This is a genomic window from Trichocoleus sp. FACHB-591, from assembly GCF_014695845.1.
Taxonomy (GTDB): domain Bacteria; phylum Cyanobacteriota; class Cyanobacteriia; order FACHB-46; family FACHB-46; genus Trichocoleus.
The window spans coordinates 123,021-142,362 of sequence record NZ_JACJPA010000029.1; the positions used below are offsets into that span (position 1 = coordinate 123,021).

General features: G+C 49.6%; 16 protein-coding genes. 8 read left to right on the forward strand and 8 right to left on the reverse strand.

What is annotated here, in order from left to right; genetic code table 11:
- Window positions 1–485: 485 nt before the first annotated feature.
- From H6F90_RS31035 to H6F90_RS04570, 3 genes are read left to right on the forward strand one after another with little or no spacing between them, the layout of a single operon-like run.
- Window positions 486–872 (forward strand): phycobiliprotein lyase, encoded by a 387-nt coding sequence (locus H6F90_RS31035; RefSeq protein WP_255524961.1) that lies wholly within the window; start codon window positions 486–488, stop codon window positions 870–872.
- 59 nt (window positions 873–931) lie between these two features.
- Window positions 932–1,141 carry a phycobiliprotein lyase gene (locus tag H6F90_RS31040; protein WP_370587947.1) on the forward strand — a complete coding sequence of 70 codons (210 nt, stop codon included), beginning with the start codon at window positions 932–934 and terminating at the stop codon, window positions 1,139–1,141.
- Between the two features lie 16 nt (window positions 1,142–1,157).
- Complete coding sequence (locus H6F90_RS04570) at window positions 1,158–2,363, forward strand: extracellular solute-binding protein (protein WP_190550613.1); 1,206 nt, start codon at window positions 1,158–1,160, stop codon at window positions 2,361–2,363.
- Here H6F90_RS04570 and H6F90_RS04575 read toward each other — a convergent pair.
- The 3 genes from H6F90_RS04575 to H6F90_RS04585 all read right to left on the reverse strand — a co-directional run bounded on the left by H6F90_RS04575 (window position 2,352) and on the right by H6F90_RS04585 (window position 4,764).
- On the reverse strand, window positions 2,352–3,029 hold the full coding sequence (locus H6F90_RS04575; RefSeq protein WP_190550615.1) for a hypothetical protein: 678 nt from the start codon (window positions 3,027–3,029) through the stop codon (window positions 2,352–2,354). The genes H6F90_RS04570 and H6F90_RS04575 overlap by 12 nt on opposite strands.
- A gap of 90 nt (window positions 3,030–3,119) precedes the next feature.
- Window positions 3,120–4,247 (reverse strand): aldo/keto reductase, encoded by a 1,128-nt coding sequence (locus tag H6F90_RS04580; protein ID WP_190550617.1) that lies wholly within the window; start codon window positions 4,245–4,247, stop codon window positions 3,120–3,122.
- Between the two features lie 16 nt (window positions 4,248–4,263).
- Window positions 4,264–4,764, reverse strand: a complete 501-nt coding sequence (locus tag H6F90_RS04585) for a bifunctional nuclease family protein (protein WP_190431645.1) — start codon at window positions 4,762–4,764, stop codon at window positions 4,264–4,266.
- Window positions 4,765–5,153: 389 nt separating this feature from the next.
- Here H6F90_RS04585 and ribE point away from each other — a divergent pair, with 389 nt between their 5' ends.
- Window positions 5,154–5,900 (forward strand): riboflavin synthase, encoded by a 747-nt coding sequence (ribE, locus tag H6F90_RS04590; protein ID WP_199295711.1) that lies wholly within the window; start codon window positions 5,154–5,156, stop codon window positions 5,898–5,900.
- A gap of 83 nt (window positions 5,901–5,983) precedes the next feature.
- Here ribE and H6F90_RS31290 read toward each other — a convergent pair whose 3' ends face one another.
- Both H6F90_RS31290 and H6F90_RS04600 read right to left on the reverse strand, forming a co-directional pair.
- Window positions 5,984–7,282, reverse strand: coding sequence for a M23 family metallopeptidase (locus tag H6F90_RS31290; protein WP_304941001.1), 1,299 nt, complete (start codon window positions 7,280–7,282; stop codon window positions 5,984–5,986).
- Between the two features lie 137 nt (window positions 7,283–7,419).
- A complete protein-coding gene (locus tag H6F90_RS04600) occupies window positions 7,420–8,247 on the reverse strand; it encodes a biotin--[acetyl-CoA-carboxylase] ligase (protein WP_190550619.1) in 828 nt (275 codons plus the stop codon).
- A 90-nt stretch (window positions 8,248–8,337) separates the two neighbouring features.
- On the opposite strand from H6F90_RS04600, the gene pgeF reads away from it, so the two are divergent.
- Window positions 8,338–9,144: a peptidoglycan editing factor PgeF gene (gene pgeF / locus H6F90_RS04605; RefSeq protein ID WP_190550621.1), complete on the forward strand. Its 807-nt coding sequence runs from the start codon at window positions 8,338–8,340 to the stop codon at window positions 9,142–9,144.
- 171 nt (window positions 9,145–9,315) lie between these two features.
- On the opposite strand, the gene H6F90_RS04610 is transcribed toward pgeF, so the two are convergent.
- From H6F90_RS04610 to H6F90_RS04620, 3 genes are all read right to left on the reverse strand, one after another.
- Complete coding sequence (locus H6F90_RS04610) at window positions 9,316–11,514, reverse strand: hypothetical protein (RefSeq protein WP_190550624.1); 2,199 nt, start codon at window positions 11,512–11,514, stop codon at window positions 9,316–9,318.
- 1,047 nt (window positions 11,515–12,561) lie between these two features.
- A complete protein-coding gene (locus H6F90_RS04615) occupies window positions 12,562–13,842 on the reverse strand; it encodes an MFS transporter (RefSeq protein ID WP_190550626.1) in 1,281 nt (426 codons plus the stop codon).
- 261 nt (window positions 13,843–14,103) lie between these two features.
- Entirely contained in the window at window positions 14,104–14,571 is a 468-nt protein-coding gene (locus H6F90_RS04620) for a MarR family winged helix-turn-helix transcriptional regulator (RefSeq protein WP_190431636.1), read from the reverse strand.
- A 540-nt stretch (window positions 14,572–15,111) separates the two neighbouring features.
- On the opposite strand from H6F90_RS04620, the gene H6F90_RS04625 reads away from it, so the two are divergent.
- From H6F90_RS04625 to H6F90_RS31390, 3 genes are all read left to right on the forward strand, one after another.
- Window positions 15,112–16,668, forward strand: coding sequence for an ammonium transporter (locus H6F90_RS04625; protein ID WP_190550628.1), 1,557 nt, complete (start codon window positions 15,112–15,114; stop codon window positions 16,666–16,668).
- A gap of 312 nt (window positions 16,669–16,980) precedes the next feature.
- Window positions 16,981–18,384: an ammonium transporter gene (locus H6F90_RS04630; protein WP_370587946.1), complete on the forward strand. Its 1,404-nt coding sequence runs from the start codon at window positions 16,981–16,983 to the stop codon at window positions 18,382–18,384.
- Window positions 18,385–18,453: 69 nt separating this feature from the next.
- Window positions 18,454–19,296 (forward strand): GDSL-type esterase/lipase family protein, encoded by an 843-nt coding sequence (locus H6F90_RS31390; protein WP_190550629.1) that lies wholly within the window; start codon window positions 18,454–18,456, stop codon window positions 19,294–19,296.
- Window positions 19,297–19,342: the final 46 nt, after the last annotated feature.

Sequence of the window (19,342 nt, forward strand, 5' to 3'; positions counted from 1 at the left end):
TTTAATCTCTCTAAAAATTAATCAAACTCAATACAAAATCTCATTATTGAATTTATCTAAATCCTGCCCGATTCTAGACTGTACTCCTAGAACAGCAAGAGTTTTGGTAGTTGCCATCACAATCATTCAAACTGTAACAAACTCGATTCTTAAGCTTAGGTTTAGGAAGGTATCTCAGCTTCAAAAAAACAGCTGCTAGCCAGCTCCCTGGTAGTCTCAGCGTCTAGAACAGCTACAGTAGGCCTAATCTGAGCAGCTTTTTCAAGTTTTCAGGCGATCGCGCGTAGCCAAACTAGTTGTAGCTCTGTGGCCTGCTTAATCTCTCTACTCGGCTCAGGATGTATACTCATGCTGCTATGTATATGAAATAAGCGCCAGTCCTAACAACTAATTAAATTTTTGTACTACTTATTGCTAATTAAAGCTAACTGTCCAATTGGCTAAAGAGTTACTCAAAAGAAATCCAACCGTCATTGTCGAAAGAAATGCTGAGCTTTAAGGATTTTTTCATTACCTGTGCTGGGACATGGACAACTGAGAGAACTTACCATTTTGTTACTGAAAGTAGGCTCGAGCGTTCTTACACGGAATACCAAGTTCAACCCCTGACTGCGGCAGATAAAAAGCAGATTTTGCTTCTCTCTGAGACCGCAACATTACAATTACAAGTGGCGAAAAATGACTTTTCAGCTTTGATCGAGGATCAAGACAACTTGCCAGGATTTGCGATCGCTTTTAATACTCGCTCCGAGACTGGAGAAACCGTGGCAATGAGCCTGCAAGCCTTATTTGTTGCGGATAGCTTAGTTGTAGCTTCCACTACCACTGGCAGCGCGCCGTTGTTGCCGATCGCAGCCCAGATCTCGACCTAACCAGCAGGAGAAACTATTCAGGGGTTTTACCTAATGCAGGTTATTCAGAAGCGGGTACGATCGCGGGTCGCTTTACCTATCAGCCCACTCGTCAAACGTTGGAAATGACAACGTTCTACAATCGTTCTGTAGCGGTTGATCAAATGCGTTTAATTGCACCAAACGTACGCCTCCGCACCATCGTGACGTATCAGCGGCCTCAACCCCACGAAATTCCGAGCGTGATTGATCTAATTGGCTTTGGGGTTGAGCACAAACAGTCGGCGTAGGAGTCGCAGCAGTTCAATGGATCGACGGTCTTTTCTTCAAGGAGTTGGCGTTTTAGGGCTGAGCCAAGCGCTAGCAGGGTGTAACGGTTCAGCCCGCGAAGCTTTGAGGGTTCGCTTACTCAAAAGCTCGATTCCACCACAGATTTTGGACAAATTTCGTCGGAGTCTCCAGCAGCCCGCTCGACTTGACTTTGCCCCAGAGCCTCAACTCGGTCAGTTGTTTCAGCTTCTACAGAATTGGCAGCGTCCAGCAGCCTCCACGCAGCCCCAACCCCAGACCTCCTGGCCATTCGTTTCTCGGAATCGGCAAGGTGCTGCTACAGGAGTACCCGATTTGGTAACTCTAGGAGATTATTGGTTGGCTCAGGCAATTCAACAAAACTTGATTCAACCCCTCAACCCTCAACAGGTGGCCGCTTGGGCCCAAGTGCCCTCTGCTTGGCAAAAGCTCGTGACTCGCGATCGCCAAGGACAAGTGGCGGAGCAGGGTCAAGTTTGGGGCATGCCGTATCGTTGGGGTACGACTGTCATTGCTTACCGTGCTGACAAATTTGCTGAGCAAGGCTGGGCTGTGCCTACCGATTGGAGCGACTTGTGGCGACCTGAACTGCGCGATCGCATCTCGCTATTAGATCAACCCAGGGAAGTCATTGGCCTAACGCTGAAGAAATTAAATCATTCTTACAACACAGAAGATTTGACCAAGGTAGCTGCTCTCAGGTCAGAATTGCAGGCGCTCCACCAACAAGTCAAGTTCTATAGCTCCACCAATTATCTGCAACCCTTGATTTTAGGGGACACTTGGCTGGCGGTGGGTTGGTCCACTGATGTTCTAAGCCTGATGAAAAATAATCGCCAAATTGCTGCTGTTGTTCCACGCTCAGGCACAAAGCTTTGGTCAGAGCTTTGGGTACGTCCTGCGGTAGCCACCCCAACCGCAGCCAGCAATAGCGGCCAACCAAGTTTGTCAGAACAGTGGCTCGATTTCTGTTTACAACCCCAAACCGCGATTCAGCTTTCAATTTTGAGCCAAGCTGCTTCGCCAGCAGTAGTAGGTCGCGATCGCGCCACTTTACCGAGCGCTTTGCAGAAGCAGCCAGTCTTGCTACCTGCGCCATCGGTGATTGAGAAGAGTGAGTTTCTCTACCCCCTATCGGCAAAGGCGAGCGAGCAATATCAAGCTTTATGGCTTGCAGTGCGCCCAACTTCCTCAAGGGGATGACTGGATCGGTCTACCCAAGCCATTTTTCCCTAAAGCATCTACAAAGAGGCGGCAGGTCGGTGTTGCCTGAGCAGATGGGCTAGCAGGCGAAAAAGCGCAGGTATAAGCTGCTAACAAGCGGCCCTGATTATTAAAAACTCTGGTGCTAAAGCCGTAATCTCTAGCGGTTGTGCCGAACCAGTCCGTGAATTTGTAGCGCTCCAAGTAATCGAGCAAGCTCCAGACCTGTTGATTCACCACTAAATCTACCCGCCGAGAACTGCCACTAGCCTCTGGGTAAGCTAACCAAGTGTTGACTAGCTTGCCATTCAGTTGCCGATATTGCTCCTCTAGCCACCACAAACTCGGAATTGTAATATTGCTCTGGCAAATGGTATTGGAAGTGATCACCGCATCACCTACGGTACAAGCACCAGGAGTCAGCAATGGCGCACTTTCTTGCTGTTGCTCAACCAACTCAGTGTCTAAAGGGTCAGGAATAGGCTCTAAGGGCACTTGAGCGAGGAGCGGTTGGCTCAAACCTACTACGATCGCCCCCGCAAAACCCAGCAGTTCCAGCGATCGCGCTATTCTCGCCCTGCCAGATGGTAATTTTGCTCCTCGCTGCCCTTTGATCTGCACAATTCTTGCTTGCACAGTTTTGGCTTGCACAACTCTTGCTTGCACAGCTCTAGCCTCCCAGCCCAGCACTTCACGAAATTAATGACGAACTCGGATAGAGTTAGTATCCCACTCACCACAAACTCTGAGATTGGATTAGCTCCAAAGCCGCCGACCCGTTGGGCCATTCAAGCGCTCATGAGTATCTTGGAGCAAAGCGGGGATATCCAGTCGTTCTGGACACTTAGGTAAGCAGTCGCCACAGTCCGTACAGCGATTCGCTTTCATCCCCGGAAACCAGTGACCTGCATTTTCAAACATACGGTAGCGATATTGGCCGAAATTGGTCATGTCGTAGGCGATCGCTAAGTTCCGTAGCCGTAATACTTCTGGAATCTGAATCGCTTCTGGACAAGGCAGGCAAGCATAGCACTGGCTGCACTGATCTGGCCCTAGTACGGAGGCTTGATGAGCTTTCAGACGTTGCAGAATCTCTGTTTCTGTAGGGTTCAAGGTGCCATTAGAGTCCGCTAGGCTCAAAGGCCAGTCTAGCTCAGTTGGGTTGGCTGCTCCGACACTCAGCGTAGTGATGCGGGAGTCACTAAGCAGAAACCGATAGTTGAAATGTAAAGGGGATAATGGCGCACATAACTCTTGCAGCTTCGGCGGCGGGGTATAAAGCTGCCCTCCCTTATCAGCAGGCGAGATAATAAACACACCCATGTCTTTTGCCGCTGCTAATGCCACCGCAGACGCGTTGCGCTGAAAAAAGTAGTAGTAGTGCAGACTCACGAACTGAAATAAATCAGTCGCGATCGCGGCCAGAATCAGCTCCAGCGGCCCGTGGGTGGAGAAACCTACATGTCGGATTCTGCCATCCGCAACAGCCTGTTGCACCGCCTGCATACAGCCGTTTTTCGCCTCAATCCAACTCAGGTGCTCCTCGGTGTTGAGTCCATGTACTGCTAAGCAATCCACATAATCTGTGCCTAGGCGAGCCAAAGACTCATCAATCTGCCGAGCCATAGAGGCAGAATCAGGCGTGGGAGAAATTTTAGTGGTGATGTAAAGCTGCGAGCGCGGGATCGGCAATTGCGCCAAAGCATAGCCCAAGTACTGCTCGCTCTTACCGTAGCCCTTGGCTGTTTCTAGATGGTTAATCCCTAAAGCGATCGCTCGGCTGACTGTTTGGGCTGCCGTTTCCTCAGAAGCCAAATAGCGCATCGTTCCGAGAGAAAAGACAGACAGCAACAGGTTAGTTTTACCAAACCGACGATAGCGCATGCTTAAAGTTAGATTTTTAGGAGTCGTTGCCGAATTCCCGTCGTTGGGTAAAGTCCTCTGGACGGAGATTTTCTAAAAAACTCCGGAAGGCCTGCCGCTCGGCTTCATCAGCATCTCGATCGACTGGGATCGAGGCATCTGCTACCACTTCCTCCATTACCCAAATTGAGCAATTCGTCCGCAGAGCCAGGGCGATCGCATCACTGGGGCGAGCGTCAATCTCTTTTTTGACCTCCCCTTGCCGAACCGTTAAGATCGCGTAAAAAGTGTTGTCCTGCAAGGAGTGAATAATAATTCGCTCCAAAACCATATCCCACTCTTCCAGGATATTAATCATCAAGTCGTGCGTAAGGGGCCGAGGTGGCGCTTGGTTTTCGAGTGCATTGATGATGGCCCTGGCCTGGTCCTGACCAATATAGATTGGCAAAGCCCGACGCTCAGAAGCATCCCTCAAGAGTACGATTGGGTGGCGGGTTGCTGCATCCAGCGCAATTCCAGCAACTTTCATCTCAATCATTGGTTTGGCCTCAATCCTTGGCAAAGAGAGTTGTGAGTCGAGAATACACTTGGACTGGTTGGACCTGGAAGCAAACTCGCATTACCTCTATATACACTTAGTCCTCTATACACTCTTAGTTAACGCAATTTAGACGTATGAAAGTATGACCGGGACAAATAAACTTACAGTAATCCAACCAGGCTATCTCTACCATAGAAGGTGGAGCACAAAATCACAGTTCAGCTTGGTTGTCATTAAGCTTAATTGATTGGTTGACCTTCAGTATGCCCTGATCCCTGACCTGAATCCATGAGTATATTTCTAAAGTCTAGCGAAGCAGTGGGTCACTCAGGCACAGAGCCAGCCAAAGTCAGAGCTTCCTTTGATCAGAGTTTAGTTCAGCAGTTTTGAGTGATTTAAAAACCGTGTTTACAGGACTTGTGCAAGCACTCGGAACCATTAGACGCTTGGGAGAAGATGAACTCCAAGTCACCTGTACCTCTGGTACCTACCATTTTATTTTGCAAGATTTAGCGCTGGGTGACAGTGTGGCGGTGGACGGAGTCTGTCTCACAGTTACACAAATCTTGCCTCAAGGGTTTCTAGCCGCCGTTTCCCCCGAAACCATCCGTCGCACCACGCTAGAAAAACAACTAGAAGCAGGTTACGTCAACCTGGAGGCATCGCTGCGGGTGGGCAGTAAGCTTGGAGGTCACTTTGTTACGGGTCACGTAGATGGGATTGGGTGCCTCCAGTCGGCAGAGGAAACGGGTAATTCTTGGGAAATGAGTTTTACGGTGGCTGATCCAGCGATCGCCCGCTATATCGTGCCGAAAGGCAGTATTGCTGTCAACGGTGTCAGCTTGACTGTAGCGGAGTGCAACACCACTGGCACTTGGTTTAAGGTGGCCGTGATTCCTCACACCTACGCTGAAACCAATCTGCATTATTTGCAGCCAGACAGTTGGGTAAACCTGGAGGGCGATGTTCTGGGCAAGTATGTAGAAAAGTTTCTCCGTTTCGGCTCTGGGCAGGCGCTAGAACACACCCTCAACTCAGCCAGCTATAACGAGCTATCCAATGATTCTGAGCCAGTCCACTCAAACTCTGAGATGATTACTCCTACCTTCTTGACCGAACACGGCTATTTATAAGCGGACTCACTGCCTAAAACTGTTAAGGGAGAGTTGTGATTACTCTCCCTTACCTTAGCGATCGCTGTGTAGCTGTGTGGTTCCTAACCTTGAGGTTGAGGAACTGACTTAGTGGCTGTCTGGGCAGTTTGTAGGAACTTAATGAGGTCAGCGGCGGCTAGCTCTAGCTGTGAACCAGGATCTAGCGTCACCCAACCATTCGCCGTTTGCTGGCGCAACTCAAAGTGTAAGTGGGGGCCAGTGGAGTTACCTGTGCTGCCAACCCGACCGATTACAGCTCCTTGCTTCACCACCTCGCCTGGTTTGACGAAGATCTCCGAAAGGTGAGCATATAAGGTTTCTTGCTTGCCTTTGTTGTGATCGATCGTCACGGTTAGGCCATAGCCACCCAGGAAATCTGCGATCGCGACTTTACCCGCATAAGCTGCCACAACTGGCGTTCCCATCGGGGCACCCAGGTCGGTTCCAGAATGGAAACGGCTATCTCCGCTAATTGGGTGAATGCGCCAACCAAAGATGGAGGTAATGGGAGCAGGAAGTGCCAGAGGGAAGATCAATCTGAGGTTGCCATTCCCCAAGCGGCCTGTGGGTCGAGCTGTCTGGTAGTAAAACGAGCGTCCAGAAGCCGTCGTTTGACCAATGCCAATCCCTCTAGCACTGATGTTGATCGGGCCTAACTGCACTGCTGGTGAGTTTGAGGCGGAAACCCATTGACTGCCGCCTTGACTGCCACCTGATGTGCTCGCCCAAGTATTCTCTACAGAGCCAGGACGCCAAGGCTCAGATTGAGCCGAAGCAGGCTCTGGGGCAATGCCACAAATGCCACCGGATAAGCCTTGGCCTCCCGATAGAACCGCTTGACACCCTGTTGATCGTTCCGATAAGACTACCGAGCTAGGCTGCTCGTAGGGGTCGGTGGCTCCCAGGTTGTAACGGGTTGGGTCAATATAGGCGTTATTGTAGTTCGGCGGTTCAGACCCTGCTGCTACCGCGTCAGGTGAATTGGCTGCTGGCGGGACTGCAATCGGCTCCTCTTGAGTTGGGACAGCCAAACTAGGAACAGGCTCTTCCTGCGCTGCGATCGCGGGCTCTGGAGCAGGCTCTGGCGCAAATTCTGCTGATGCTTCTGGCGCAAATTGTTCTGGCTCAGCGACTACAGCAGGAGCATCAACGGGAGGGGCTTCTACAGGAGATGCTTCCAGCGCTGATTGAGGCTCAGAAATTGCAGGTACTACAACAGAATCCACCGGAGCGGTTTGGGCTCCTAGCGTCCCTGCACTCAAAAGTCCAATTCCACCCAGACAGGCAAGGCTTTGCATCCAAAGCGGACGCTGACGGGAGGTTTTGAGCGTAGGTTGGGCAGAACGAGTCTGCTGGTTCATTTCAGTCCCCTTATTACGCATTTAAGTCGCTCAAGCTAGCAGTATCAGTCGTTTTATTTACTTAATTTGTTCCTCGGCTGTCATCCCACGGGGGGATGAGCTTCAGATTAAGGGCGCTTTTTTGATTGTTTTTGGAACTAGACATCATAACCCAGACTGATTGTACCGGGCTTTAGCAGAATTTCCCTAGAAGACGGGCTATTGGATGCTGAACGGATCTGTAATTCACCATTTGCCGAGACTCCTACAATAGTCCCCTCGACACCGTCAAGCACAATCGAGCGGCCTAAACTCGTCAACAAGCTTAGGTAAGCAGGCAAGAGGTTTTCTATCCCTTCTTGTCGCCAAGCTGCATATCCGGACGCAATTCCTTGTAGCGCGATCGCAGCCAACATTTCTAAGGAATCGATCGCAGGTTGCGGCTGTTCTGCTAAGGCCGCTGCCAATTTGATCCCCGTAGGAGGAACTGGATTCGTCCAGTTAATACCGACACCCACTACGGCTTTGGTCACTTGACCTTGACGAATTCGAGTTTCAGTCAAAATGCCTCCCAGCTTGCGCCCGTTGAGCACTAAATCATTTGGCCACTTCAACTGCACAGGTAAGTTATAGCTGCGTAGCGCTGTCGCGATTCCCCAAGCACTACACAAAGTCAGTTGAGCACTATTGGCAACTGGTAAAGCGGGACTGAGCGCGACCGAAAGGTACAAGCCCCCTAAAGGAGACTGCCACTGGCGGCCCCACTGCCCGCGCCCTGACTCTTGCTGCAAAGCTAAAACAGCAGTACCCGCGATCGCGCCCTGACTGACCAGCTCCCACAGGGTTTGATTCGTAGAAGTTAAAGTCTCGAATACCTGCAATGACAGGGGCAAGACATTGGAGACATGGAGTGGTTGAAAGACGGTAGACAGATGTTGTCGTACTTGCTGTAGCGCTAGCTCAAACCGTTGATGCTCGAATCCCACGGGCAGAAGTCTGGAGAGATCGTCGCTTAGGCTAGCATGGACTCATTGCTTTTTAACTGATTTCGTTTTGTAAAGCTCTGAACCTTCTTCATGCACACTTGGCATTGGCAAACTTGGGACGGACGGCCTTATCTTACCTGTAGCCTTTTAGAGAGGTGGTCTCATGGCTTCTTTACGCAACACTTTTGGCCCCAAACGCCAAGTCATCTAGTTAGCGCCTTACAGTCAGAGGCTCAGGTTTATAGAGTCAGGCAGGTACACGGCAACGTAGTTTTGGCCCCTTCGGAAATTGAACTCAGTCGTAGTTCTGGCAATGACCCTAGTGCTTCTGAACCAGATTTACCACCTGCTGACGGTTTACTAACAGAACAAGCGGAGCAAGCAGTTTGGGTTTGTAGTGCTGACTGCACGCCCGTACTAATTGCGGATGCGACAACAGGTCAGGTTGCGGCTGTACACGCGGGATGGCGTGGGACTGCCGCTAAAATTGTGCCGCAAGCGATCGCTCGTCTACAAGCCCAAGGCAGCCAACTGCACAATCTCCGAGTGGCGCTGGGACCCGCGATCGCCGGAGATGTATATCAAGTCTCGCTGGATGTAGCGGCAGTTCTGGGCGTAACCATCACTCTAGCGGCTGATACTGACACTAAGGCTGTCATTGAGCAACTTCACGCACTGCCTGAGCCACCTGTGCTTGCTGATCCAGAAACCGATCGCATCCGAGTTGATGTGCGGCGGGTCAATGCTTTGCAGTTAGAACAGCTTGGTCTCAGTTCCGAACAAGTCGCGATCGCCCCCCACTGCACCTATCAACAGCCAGAACACTTTTTCTCCTACCGTCGTGATGGCTTAAAACGAGTGCAATGGTCTGGTATTGTCAGCCAAGCAGTTGCTTGATTGATGCAAGCGATCGCCGTTGGGTCACACCTTAGAAACTTTGTAGATGAATCTTGAATAAAAATCGCCCCAGGAATTAACCTAGGGCGATCGCCTCACAACTTTTTAGAACTTTCCTAGTCTGTCCTTAGTTACACGGCTAACCAAGGTCATAAACTGGGGAGTTGCCAACTATGGGTTGGTGCTGGGAGCAGGAGTGAACTGAACCGTTCCAGTACCCGCTGGGCTAGAGAAGTTGATGGTTGTTGAGTCATCACTCGTGCCAGTGGTAGGGCTGGTCGTTGGGGTGGTAGAGCCAGACTCAGTCGGGGTAGCCTCGGTTGTGGTATCAGTCGTACTTGCACCAGACTCAGTTGTAGTGGCCTCAGTTGCACCAGACTCAGTTGTAGTGGCCTCAGTTGCACCGGACTCAGTCGTAGTGGTGGATTCAGTTACACCGGACTCAGTTGTGGTGGTGGACTCAGTTGCACCAGACTCAGTTGTAGTGGCCTCAGTTGCACCGGACTCAGTTGTAGTGGCCTCAGTCGTGGTGGTCGACTCTTCGGTAGTACCAGTGGTAGACTCAGTTGTTGGAGTAGTCGAGTCAGTGGTACCAGTGGTGGACTCAGTGGTAGTCGATTCTTCAGTGGTACTGGTAGAGGTGCTGGATGCGGGTGGTAGTTGTCTCAAACCAACCAAACCGGGGAAGACACGGCTGGAAGGACCAACGAGAACATAAGTTGTCTGTCCTTGGCGACCACGCGCTACCCGACGACCACGACCACGGCCTTCATTACGTTCACTACGGCGTACCTCAAGCTCGTTATCATCATCGTCATCATCACCGTCGTCATCACTGTTAGACGGAGAGACAACGTATGCAACTTGGCTAGTTGAGAGCGAGTCAACGGTGAAGAGTTGGATATAAGTGGTTTGGGCTGTGAAGCTGCCGCTAGCTGTGCCGCTGGATGCACCACCAGTTGTTGTAGTTGTGCTGCCAGTAGAACTGCCTGTGGTTATACCACCTGTAGCACCACCCGTTGTACCGCCTGTGGTTGTACCACCCGTTGTGCTACCTGTGGTTGTGCTACCAGTGGTTGTGGTGCTACCAGTAGAACTGATGCCAATACCACCTACATTGATTTCTGCTTCACCAACACTGCTGCCTTCTAATTTGTTGGCACCTACTTCAATCTTGAACTTGGTGTTGCTGTTGGTGCTCTTGTAACCAACTTCACCTGTTGCAGTATCAAGCTGAGTATTACCAATCCCCTGACCTTCAATCTTGAACTGGGTGTCACCCTTGAAAGCAATGTTGCCAGTTACGCCGGTGCTAGTGATACCACCAAGTTTGAAATCTGTGGGACCATCACTCCGACCATCGATCTTGAAGTTTGTGCCCTCAATTTTGAAGTCTGTCTTGCTGCTAGCACTATCGAAGTCAACAGTGCTGTTGGTGCCAGTAGTGCTTACAAAGGTAGTTGTACCGTTGCCTTTACCTTCAAACTTAAATTTGGTGTCGCCACTGCCAATGGGATTGCTAGGAGGCAAATTTGGCTGAGTACTAGCGGTAGTGAAGCGATAGTCAGAGGGCAGAGCGATCGCGCCACCAGGGAGATTGGCCTCGAACTGACCCACGTAGAGCTGACCATCTTGCGCTTGGAACGAACTAGCAGACTCTTGAGACAGAGTTACCCCAGTGATAGGCAAGAAGATTGGGGGTGCAGAACTGTCTGTTGAGCTATTGCTGGAGGTGTTAGTCGAAGTGTTGGTCGAAGTATTAGTTGAGGTATTGGTCGAAGTATTGGTTGAAGTGTTGTTAGAGGTATTACTGGAGGTATTACTAGAGGTATTGCTAGAGCCACCCGCACTTGTTAGCGGGGTAATCAATGTACCGCCGATCAAACTGTCAGGTGCAAAAGAGTTGAGTTTGAAATCCAGAGTTGTTTTTACATTCTGGAAGAATACTGGGTTGCCTGTGGCTGTAAAAGCACGACCAGAGAGCAAACCTTGAAGTTGTCCAGTTTCACCGCCCTTAGGCACGCCCGTAGTGGCATCTAGACGACCAGCAGTGGGGGTAAAGCGAGAGTTAACCGTTACACCGGCTGACGTTTCTAATCTCAGTTGACGAGTTCTAGCATCGAATAGAACCGTGTCGCCACCGGGAGCGGGAGTAGAGGTAGCGGAAGTAGTGCTGGTCTGGTCACAACCACAGCCGCTTGTTGTGGTTGTAGTTGTGGTTGTAGTTGCGGCATCAGGCACAAAGAACGCTGCATCGCCACTTGTCCGACCGCCAGTTACTGAAATTTCAGCCCGAGCGGTCGTTGAGATCGCCAAGCTTCCAGCTAAAAGACCCAAACAAACAACATACCGGGTTGATTGATTAATCACAGAAGAATCCTCACTGAACGGTGAACAAACAATGGACAGAAAACGCGACTCCAGCAGCAGGGAATTCAACTAAGTCAAAAAATTTTTAGTCCAGTCATCCTGAGCTGAGTCTTGCTAGAGAGTAAGTAATAGAATCAGTAGATGTCTAAAAAGAAACAAGGTTTAGAGGGTATTAGCAACCGTGGTTTTCTAAAAACGCTTCGCTCAAGCTGATTACAAAAGTTAAGCGCCTTCAGCTTTACTGGTCTAACTGGATACCCGTATACATTTAGAACGCTACTTGAGAGTAGAAGTTCCCGACTGGGCTGTTTTATTTTTGAGTAACAAAATTGTATTAGATGAAGAGAGTACAGACCTAGCTCCGCAATCATCAACAGCCCTGTCAATGTTTGCCATTAACTCCACAGTCGTGGTAGATGCCTGATCTTAAAAGCGCGATCGCTTATACCTTTGCTACCTCGAACTAAGAGTAACGCTAGAGAATTGGTTCTACCACTCATCTTTGCGACATACAAAGCTTAACTTCCAGTTCTAGACTACTCATAGACTAGACGGGTGCAATCATAGTTTTTAGATCTTTACTAAAACTTTGCACCTACTAAGAGTTTTTAAGTTGACCATTTACCCATCTGAGCTGACTTAGAAAAATTGCTCTAATCGTTAGCTGGTGTACTGTCAGTGTCAACTGCTGGATTAATTCAAATATTGCTGCATTGCTGATTGAGCAACATTTTGAAACAAAATACTGCAATCAGATTATGCAGACTACTAACCAGTTTTCTATCGATTCAGGTTGCTAGAAGTGGCTTGAAGATCATCTATCTTGATGCAACAGAAGCAAGAAATTTAATAGTAAACACGGTACTGACGTATATTGTCAGTAGTGGTGTAACTCATGAGTGTCAGTGTTAAGAAAATACGTAAGTAGCGATCGCTCAAGTTTATGTTTTTAATCAATGCAATCAACTAATTTATTGAGCGTTTCAGTACAGGTACTTAATTTTTAAGGATTCTAGCTACCAAAATCCTCCGAGAAATCCGCGATCGCTAATGAGCTTTAGAAAGCACACCCATGCGTAGGTAAATGGGTCGAACTAATTTTCGTAACGCAGGTAGCTGTCTGGTAAACAACAAAGATCCCAGAATACAGAACAACCCACCAATTACTAATGTATTGGCAGCTCCAATCTGACTGGCCAAGCTACCTGCTGCTAAGTTGCCAAACGTCACCATGCTAATGAAGGCAACGGTATAGAAACTCATCACGCGGCCTCGCTTATCTTCATCCACAATCGTTTGCAGAATCGTATTGCTAGAGGTCGCTTGCAGAATTAAGCTTGCGCCTACAAATAGCAGCGCCAGCAAGGACAACCACAGTACGTGAGACAGAGCAAAAACAATCAGCGCTAAGCCAAACACAGCGGGGGCCGTAGCAATAATTTTGCCCAGACCAATGATGGTTTGCCGCGAACTTAGATAAATAGCTCCCATCAACGCCCCCAATCCAGAAGCGGCCATGAGAAATCCTAACGTTTGAGGGCCACCCTGTAGAACTTCAGTCGCAAAAATAGGGGCTAGAACAGTGTAGGGCATACCCATGAAGCTGACTAAGGCAATAAGCAACAACAGGGAGCGGATAGGTGGAAACCCAAAGGCGTAGGTGAAGCCCTCGGTTAGCTTTTGCCAGATAGGTTCTTTGCTTGCATTCAGCTTGAGTGATCTGGCTGGCAATCGCATCGCCAACAATCCCGTGATCACAGCGATATAGCTAATGCCATCAATTAGAAAGCAAGCCCCAGTGCCTACGGCGGCAATCACAAAGCCAGCGATCGCAGGGCCAATCAACCGCGCCCCACTAAACACAGAAGAATTCAAGGCGATCGCGTTACCCAGGTTTTCTTTTTTCTCGACAATCTCTACTACAAACGCTTGGCGAGTTGGCATATCAAAGGCATTGATGAACCCTTGAAATACACTCAAGGCAATAATCTGCCAAATCTGAACGGTGCCAGTCAGGGCTAGAGTTGCTAACGCCAGCGACTGGATCATTGCCAAAACTTGAGTAATCAACAGCGTGCGATGCCGATTCCAGCGATCGACAAATACACCAGCAAAGGGAGTCAACAAAAAGTTAGGAATTTGTTGAGCAAAACCCACGACCCCCAATAGCAAAGCAGAATTAGTCAGGTCATACACCAGCCAAATTGTCGCGGTCTGGGTCATCCAGGTGCCAATTAAAGACAAACCCTGACCTGCAAAAAATAGACGGTAGTTTCTTGACTCTAAAGCTCGAAAGATCGAGTTGAGTCTTCTGGTGTCCAGCCTCATGCTTGATTGTCCTAGTCTCTAACGCTGACTGCTTTACTCAAGCTACTAACTGGTTGTTCGCCAGAACTCTACCTACAGCCCAGTTCACAGCAAACTCAAGTGGAAATCAACCGTCGCTTCAACAGACTTCCAATCACAAACAAGACTCATATCCTGAAATGCTGCGTGGATTGAATCTAACTTTGACCAGAATCTGTTGGACCCATTTGGTAGAGGTCCTGGTACTCAGCGTATTGTTTTTATCTAAAAAATATTCTTTACCTAGGAAATATTGGCAATCATCTGGTCCAGTAAGTCTGAGAACTGCTGGCGCTCTGATGACGAAATTCCAACCAAGGCACTGTCCCGGATTTCCACTGCGATCGGAGGCAATACTTCATGTAACTGTTTGCCTGCATCTGTCAACCAAATTCGCCAGATTCGCCGATCCTGAGAGTCTCGTTCTCGCCGGATTAGCCCTCGCTCTTCCATGCGGTCTAGAACGCCAGTTAAAGTTCCACCCACTTGTTGCAATTTCTCGCTGATGCTGGAAGTTGCCAAGCCATCTTCTTCCCAAAGACAACACAGCACCACCCAGTGAAAGGGAGTCAACCCCAGAGGTTCTAGGCGTTCTTGAAACTTGCGGCTCAAGAGTTGAGAGAGTAATTTGATGCGATAGCCCAGGCCGTGGGGAGCCAATACTTCCTGCCATTCCTTAGGTAACTTTTGCTTGGCAGGGGAAGAGGTCATTGCAGCTCCAAGTGGCATTACTTAGCACGCTTATTATTTTAATGGAGGGAGTTCTATTTTGAGTATTTAGCAGCACATATCTCTAAAAAACAGCCCCCAGAGGTCGTTGGGGGCCAGCTCCTAAAGGAGTGATGAGGTAACACTTAGTACAAATGTATTGATAATCTAGTATTTTGTCAACTGTCTCAGCGAATCCTAGGATTTATAGTTTTGGCTTAGGTGAAACAAGCAGTCTGAATCAGTGCGATCGCCTCTAGAGAGCTTAACTGCAAAATTAACCACCCCAAAAGGTGAACCAAATACGAAATTGTTACATCGGATACAGAACGAACTGCCCTGAAATTGGTGCAATCATTTTTACTTCCTAACCAAGATCTTTAAGTCTTTCTAGTTAGGCGTCCGGCTCTTGGAGCGGCGCAATTGTCGATTCTTTCTCGCAGTCTGCTCGTAGCAAAGTTGAGGGTGGCTTTGCTCACAGTCAGGCTGTACTTTCCGGTGCGAGTTCACTGCCTTAGTTCACAAAGGAATCATTCACTGGCAATGTCAAAACTAATGCTCACCAAGAAGTCGCGGGGCAGACATAGACAGCTGTCCTTACCGAAAGCGACCAAGTGGTTTTCTCCTAACTGGTACGCCAAAATGCTCTCGCCGAGCTGGCAAGCCTGCATTCCTTTAGCCCTCGTCATTGTGCTGGCTTGGGGCTACGCGGGTGTCGCTCAAACCGCTCCTAACTTGACAGATGTAGCGAAGGCCACGTCTGACTTAAAAGTGGGCTTAGACACCATGTGGGTGATGGTAGCCGCAATGCTGGTGTTCTTTATGAATGCTGGCTTCTGCATGCTAGAAACTGGCTTCTGTCGCCAGAAAAATGCGGTTAACGTTTTGGCTAAAAACTTAATCGTTTTCGCTATGTCTACCATTGCTTTTTGGGTCGCGGGCTTCGGCTTGATGTTTGGTGGTGGTAGCGAGTTTATTGGTACCGATGGCGTCTTTTTCCTCTCTGGTGTTGACAACAGCCCAGCCACCCTGGATGCCTACCAAGGAGCCTATGGTTCGCTGAACTGGGCAGGTGTCCCGCTGTTGGCAAAGTTCTTCTTCCAACTTGCCTTTGCGGGTACTGCTGCCACTATCGTTTCCGGTGCGGTGGCAGAACGAATCAAGTTTGTTGACTTTCTAATCTTCAGCTTGTTGCTAGTCGGGGTTGCTTACCCACTGACAGGACACTGGATTTGGGGCGGTGGCTGGCTTGCAGACCTGGGTTTCTGGGACTTTGCAGGCTCAACGGTGGTTCATGCTGTGGGTGGTTGGGCTGCCCTGCTGGGTGCGGCGATCTTGGGACCCCGCATTGGCAAGTACAACGAAGACGGCAGCTCCAATGCCATGCCAGGACATAACATTGCGATCGCCACTCTGGGTTGTTTAATTCTCTGGCTAGGTTGGTTTGGCTTTAACCCAGGCTCCACCATGAGCATCACCTGGCAAATTGGCCACATTGCCATGACCACCAATCTTGCGGCTGCTTTTGGTGGTTTGGCTGCGACCATCACCGCCTGGTTCGTCTTAGGCAAGCCTGATCTCTCAATGGTGATCAACGGCATCCTGGCAGGATTAGTGGCAGTCACAGCTTCTTGCGCCTTTATTCCAGTTTGGGCTTCTGCCATCATCGGCACGATCGGTGGAGTGATGGTTGTATTTGCCGTTCTCTGGATCGACCGTCTAAAAATTGATGACCCTGTAGGCGCAATCTCGGTTCACTTAGTCAACGGTGTTTGGGGCACGATCGCCGTGGGTCTGTTTGCCGTTGGTCCCAATGTCAAGGTGGGTCAAGATATCCTCTACACTGCTGGTCCTAGCACAGGTTTCTTACTGGGCGGCGGGCTGAATCAACTAGGCCTGCAACTCTTAGGCACAGCTGCTATTGCCCTAACTATCGGAATTCTCTCCGCTATCTTCTGGTTCGCGCTTAAGGCAACCTTAGGCATTCGCGTCTCGCCAGAAGAAGAACTCAAGGGTCTGGATATTGGTGAGCACGGTATGGAAGCGTACAGTGGATTCCTCAAAGATGCGGGCGGCATGACTGGTAGCACCATTCGCTGAGATTGAGCTTTCTAAATTTAGCTAACTTATTGGTTGCTAAATCAGCTTAGTTATACCTTCTGTCAAGAGCTTAGAGCTGCTAAAGGTGAGCCTTAGCAGCTCTTTTCTATGGAGTTCTCTTGATGAAAAATACCGCGATCGCGATCTTCAAGAAACAGAGGTAGACAACTTTTGGCTGTCAGGAGTAAATTGTCACCACGATATAAATTGCTACTGAATCTTCACTAATTATTTGCCACAGAAGATTTTTGTATACCTTGATACAGAACTGACTCATCAAAAATTGGTGCAATCAAATTCATTTCTCTTGACGTGGAAGGGCTAACACAAGTGTTGAAGAAAGGTTTGATGATCGGAGCGATCGCTCTGTGGCTTCTGAGTGGTCCCTTAATGGGAACGGCTCTAGCCCAGGAAGCGGACGCAAATCCTATTGATACAGGCGACACAGCCTTCGTGCTCGTTTCGTCAGCATTAGTATTATTGATGACTCCAGGCTTAGCCTTCTTCTACGGAGGATTGGTGCGATCGCGCAACGTGCTCAATACCATGATGATGAGCTTGATCCTCATGGGCGTTGTCGGCGTCACCTGGGTTCTTTGGGGCTACAGCCTTGCCTTTGCTCCTACCTCCATCACCCCTGGAGCTGAGCCTGCATTTACAGCAAATCCCATCATTGGTAGCCTGAATTGGCTATTTTTGAATGGCGTGGGCACAGACCCCGACCCTGTGGGTTATGCCACCACCATTCCGCACCAACTCTTCATGGCCTATCAGATGATGTTTGCCATCATCACGCCCGCTCTAATTTCTGGTGCGATCGTGGAGCGGATGAGCTTCAAGGCTTACTTCTGGTTCGTGACGCTGTGGTCTACCCTGATCTACTCACCCCTCGCTCATTGGGTCTGGGGTAAGGGTTGGATTGGTGCGATGGGAGCACTTGACTTTGCTGGTGGCACGGTCGTCCACATCAGCTCTGGTGTCTCTGCGCTTGTCGCGGTTTGGGTGCTCGGTCCTCGGAAAACTTACCCGGTTCAACCCGCTGCTCCCCACAACGTCCCCTACGTGCTACTCGGCATTGGTTTGCTTTGGTTTGGTTGGTTTGGTTTCAACGCGGGTAGCGCCCTAGGTGCTGGTGCTTTAGCAACGGTTGCTTTTGTGGCAACGATGGTGTCTAGCGCCGCTGGTGGACTGACTTGGGTGATTGTAGAATGGCTACTCCGTGGCAAACCGACTGCCATTGGTATCGCTAGTGGTTTCTTGGCAGGTTTAGTCGGTGTAACTCCAGCAGCAGGGTTTGTTACCCCCATCGGTGCACTTTTGATTGGTTCCATTACCGCTGTTTGCTGCTTCTTCGCGGTTAGCCTCCGCGCCAAGCTTCAGTTCGACGATTCCTTAGACACTTTCCCCATCCACGGTTTGGGTGGCACCATTGGAGCAATTCTGACAGGCTTCTTTGCTACTAAAGCCGTTAACGAACTGGGTGACAATGGCTTGTTCTTCGGCAATCCTGTTCAGTTATGGGAGCAGATTGTGGGAGTGGTCGTCACCTACATCTTTGCGGGAGTTGGTACCTTTGTGATCTTGAAACTCCTCAGCTTGGTCATGGATCTACGGGTTAAGCCTGTAGTGGAAGACCAAGGTTTGGACGTCAACGAACATGGGGAAGAAGGCTACGGCCAAGAATTTGCCTCTGGACTCAGCTACAACAGGGAGTAGTCCCAATTTTTTGGACGAATACCAGATTGCGACTACAATCTGATTCAAAACGACGTTGAGTTTGCTTCAGTGCCTACTCGCTCTCGAAAAATCGTTCCTGCTTGGGCCTTGCTGTCACTCGCAGCGAATAGCCTTCTGCTATTGACTGTGCTGCTGCTGCTTCGAGGCCACCGCTTGCCGTCACTGGCGAAAGCTAGTGCTGCTGCAACCCAAAGCCAGCCACCGCGTCCCACGGCTTCTGCACCACCAGAGTTAGGAGCGCGTCATCAACTCACCTATGAGCAATGGCTGGCTCTCTTGCAACAAGAAGCTAATGCGGCAGCAGCAGACCATCCCAAGCACCTGAATATTCTGGCTGGAGATTCTTTGAGCCTCTGGTTTCCACCCGATTTGTTGCCAGCTCAGCAAAACTGGCTCAATCAAGGTATTTCTGGAGAGACCTCCGCTGGGCTACTCCGCCGTCTAGAGCTATTTGATGAAGCTCAGCCAGAAACTATTTTTGTTCTCATTGGGATTAATGACCTGATTCGAGGGGTTGGCGATGCGGAGTTACTCGAAAATCAGCGTCAGATTATCTACGATTTACAGCAGGTGCATCCCCAAGCCCAAATTGTCTTGCAGTCTATATTGCCGCACGCAGGCGATCGCGCCACCTGGCAAGGTAAAGACCGTCTAAAGGCGATTTCCAACGATCGCATTCGGGAGCTAAATCAGGAGCTAAAGGCGATCGCAGAGGAATATGGGGTGCATTTTCTCGACTTACATCCGCTATTTACAGACGCTCAAGGCAATTTACGGTCTGAATTCACGACCGATGGTTTGCACTTAAGTTCTCAAGGTTACTTAGTCTGGCGATCGGCCTTGCAACTCTTCCGCCAAATGGAACTAGAACCCGTAGCCGCCCAACCCTAACTCTATACTCTGACTCCCAGCTCCCCTTTTCATCCTTCCTCCCTCC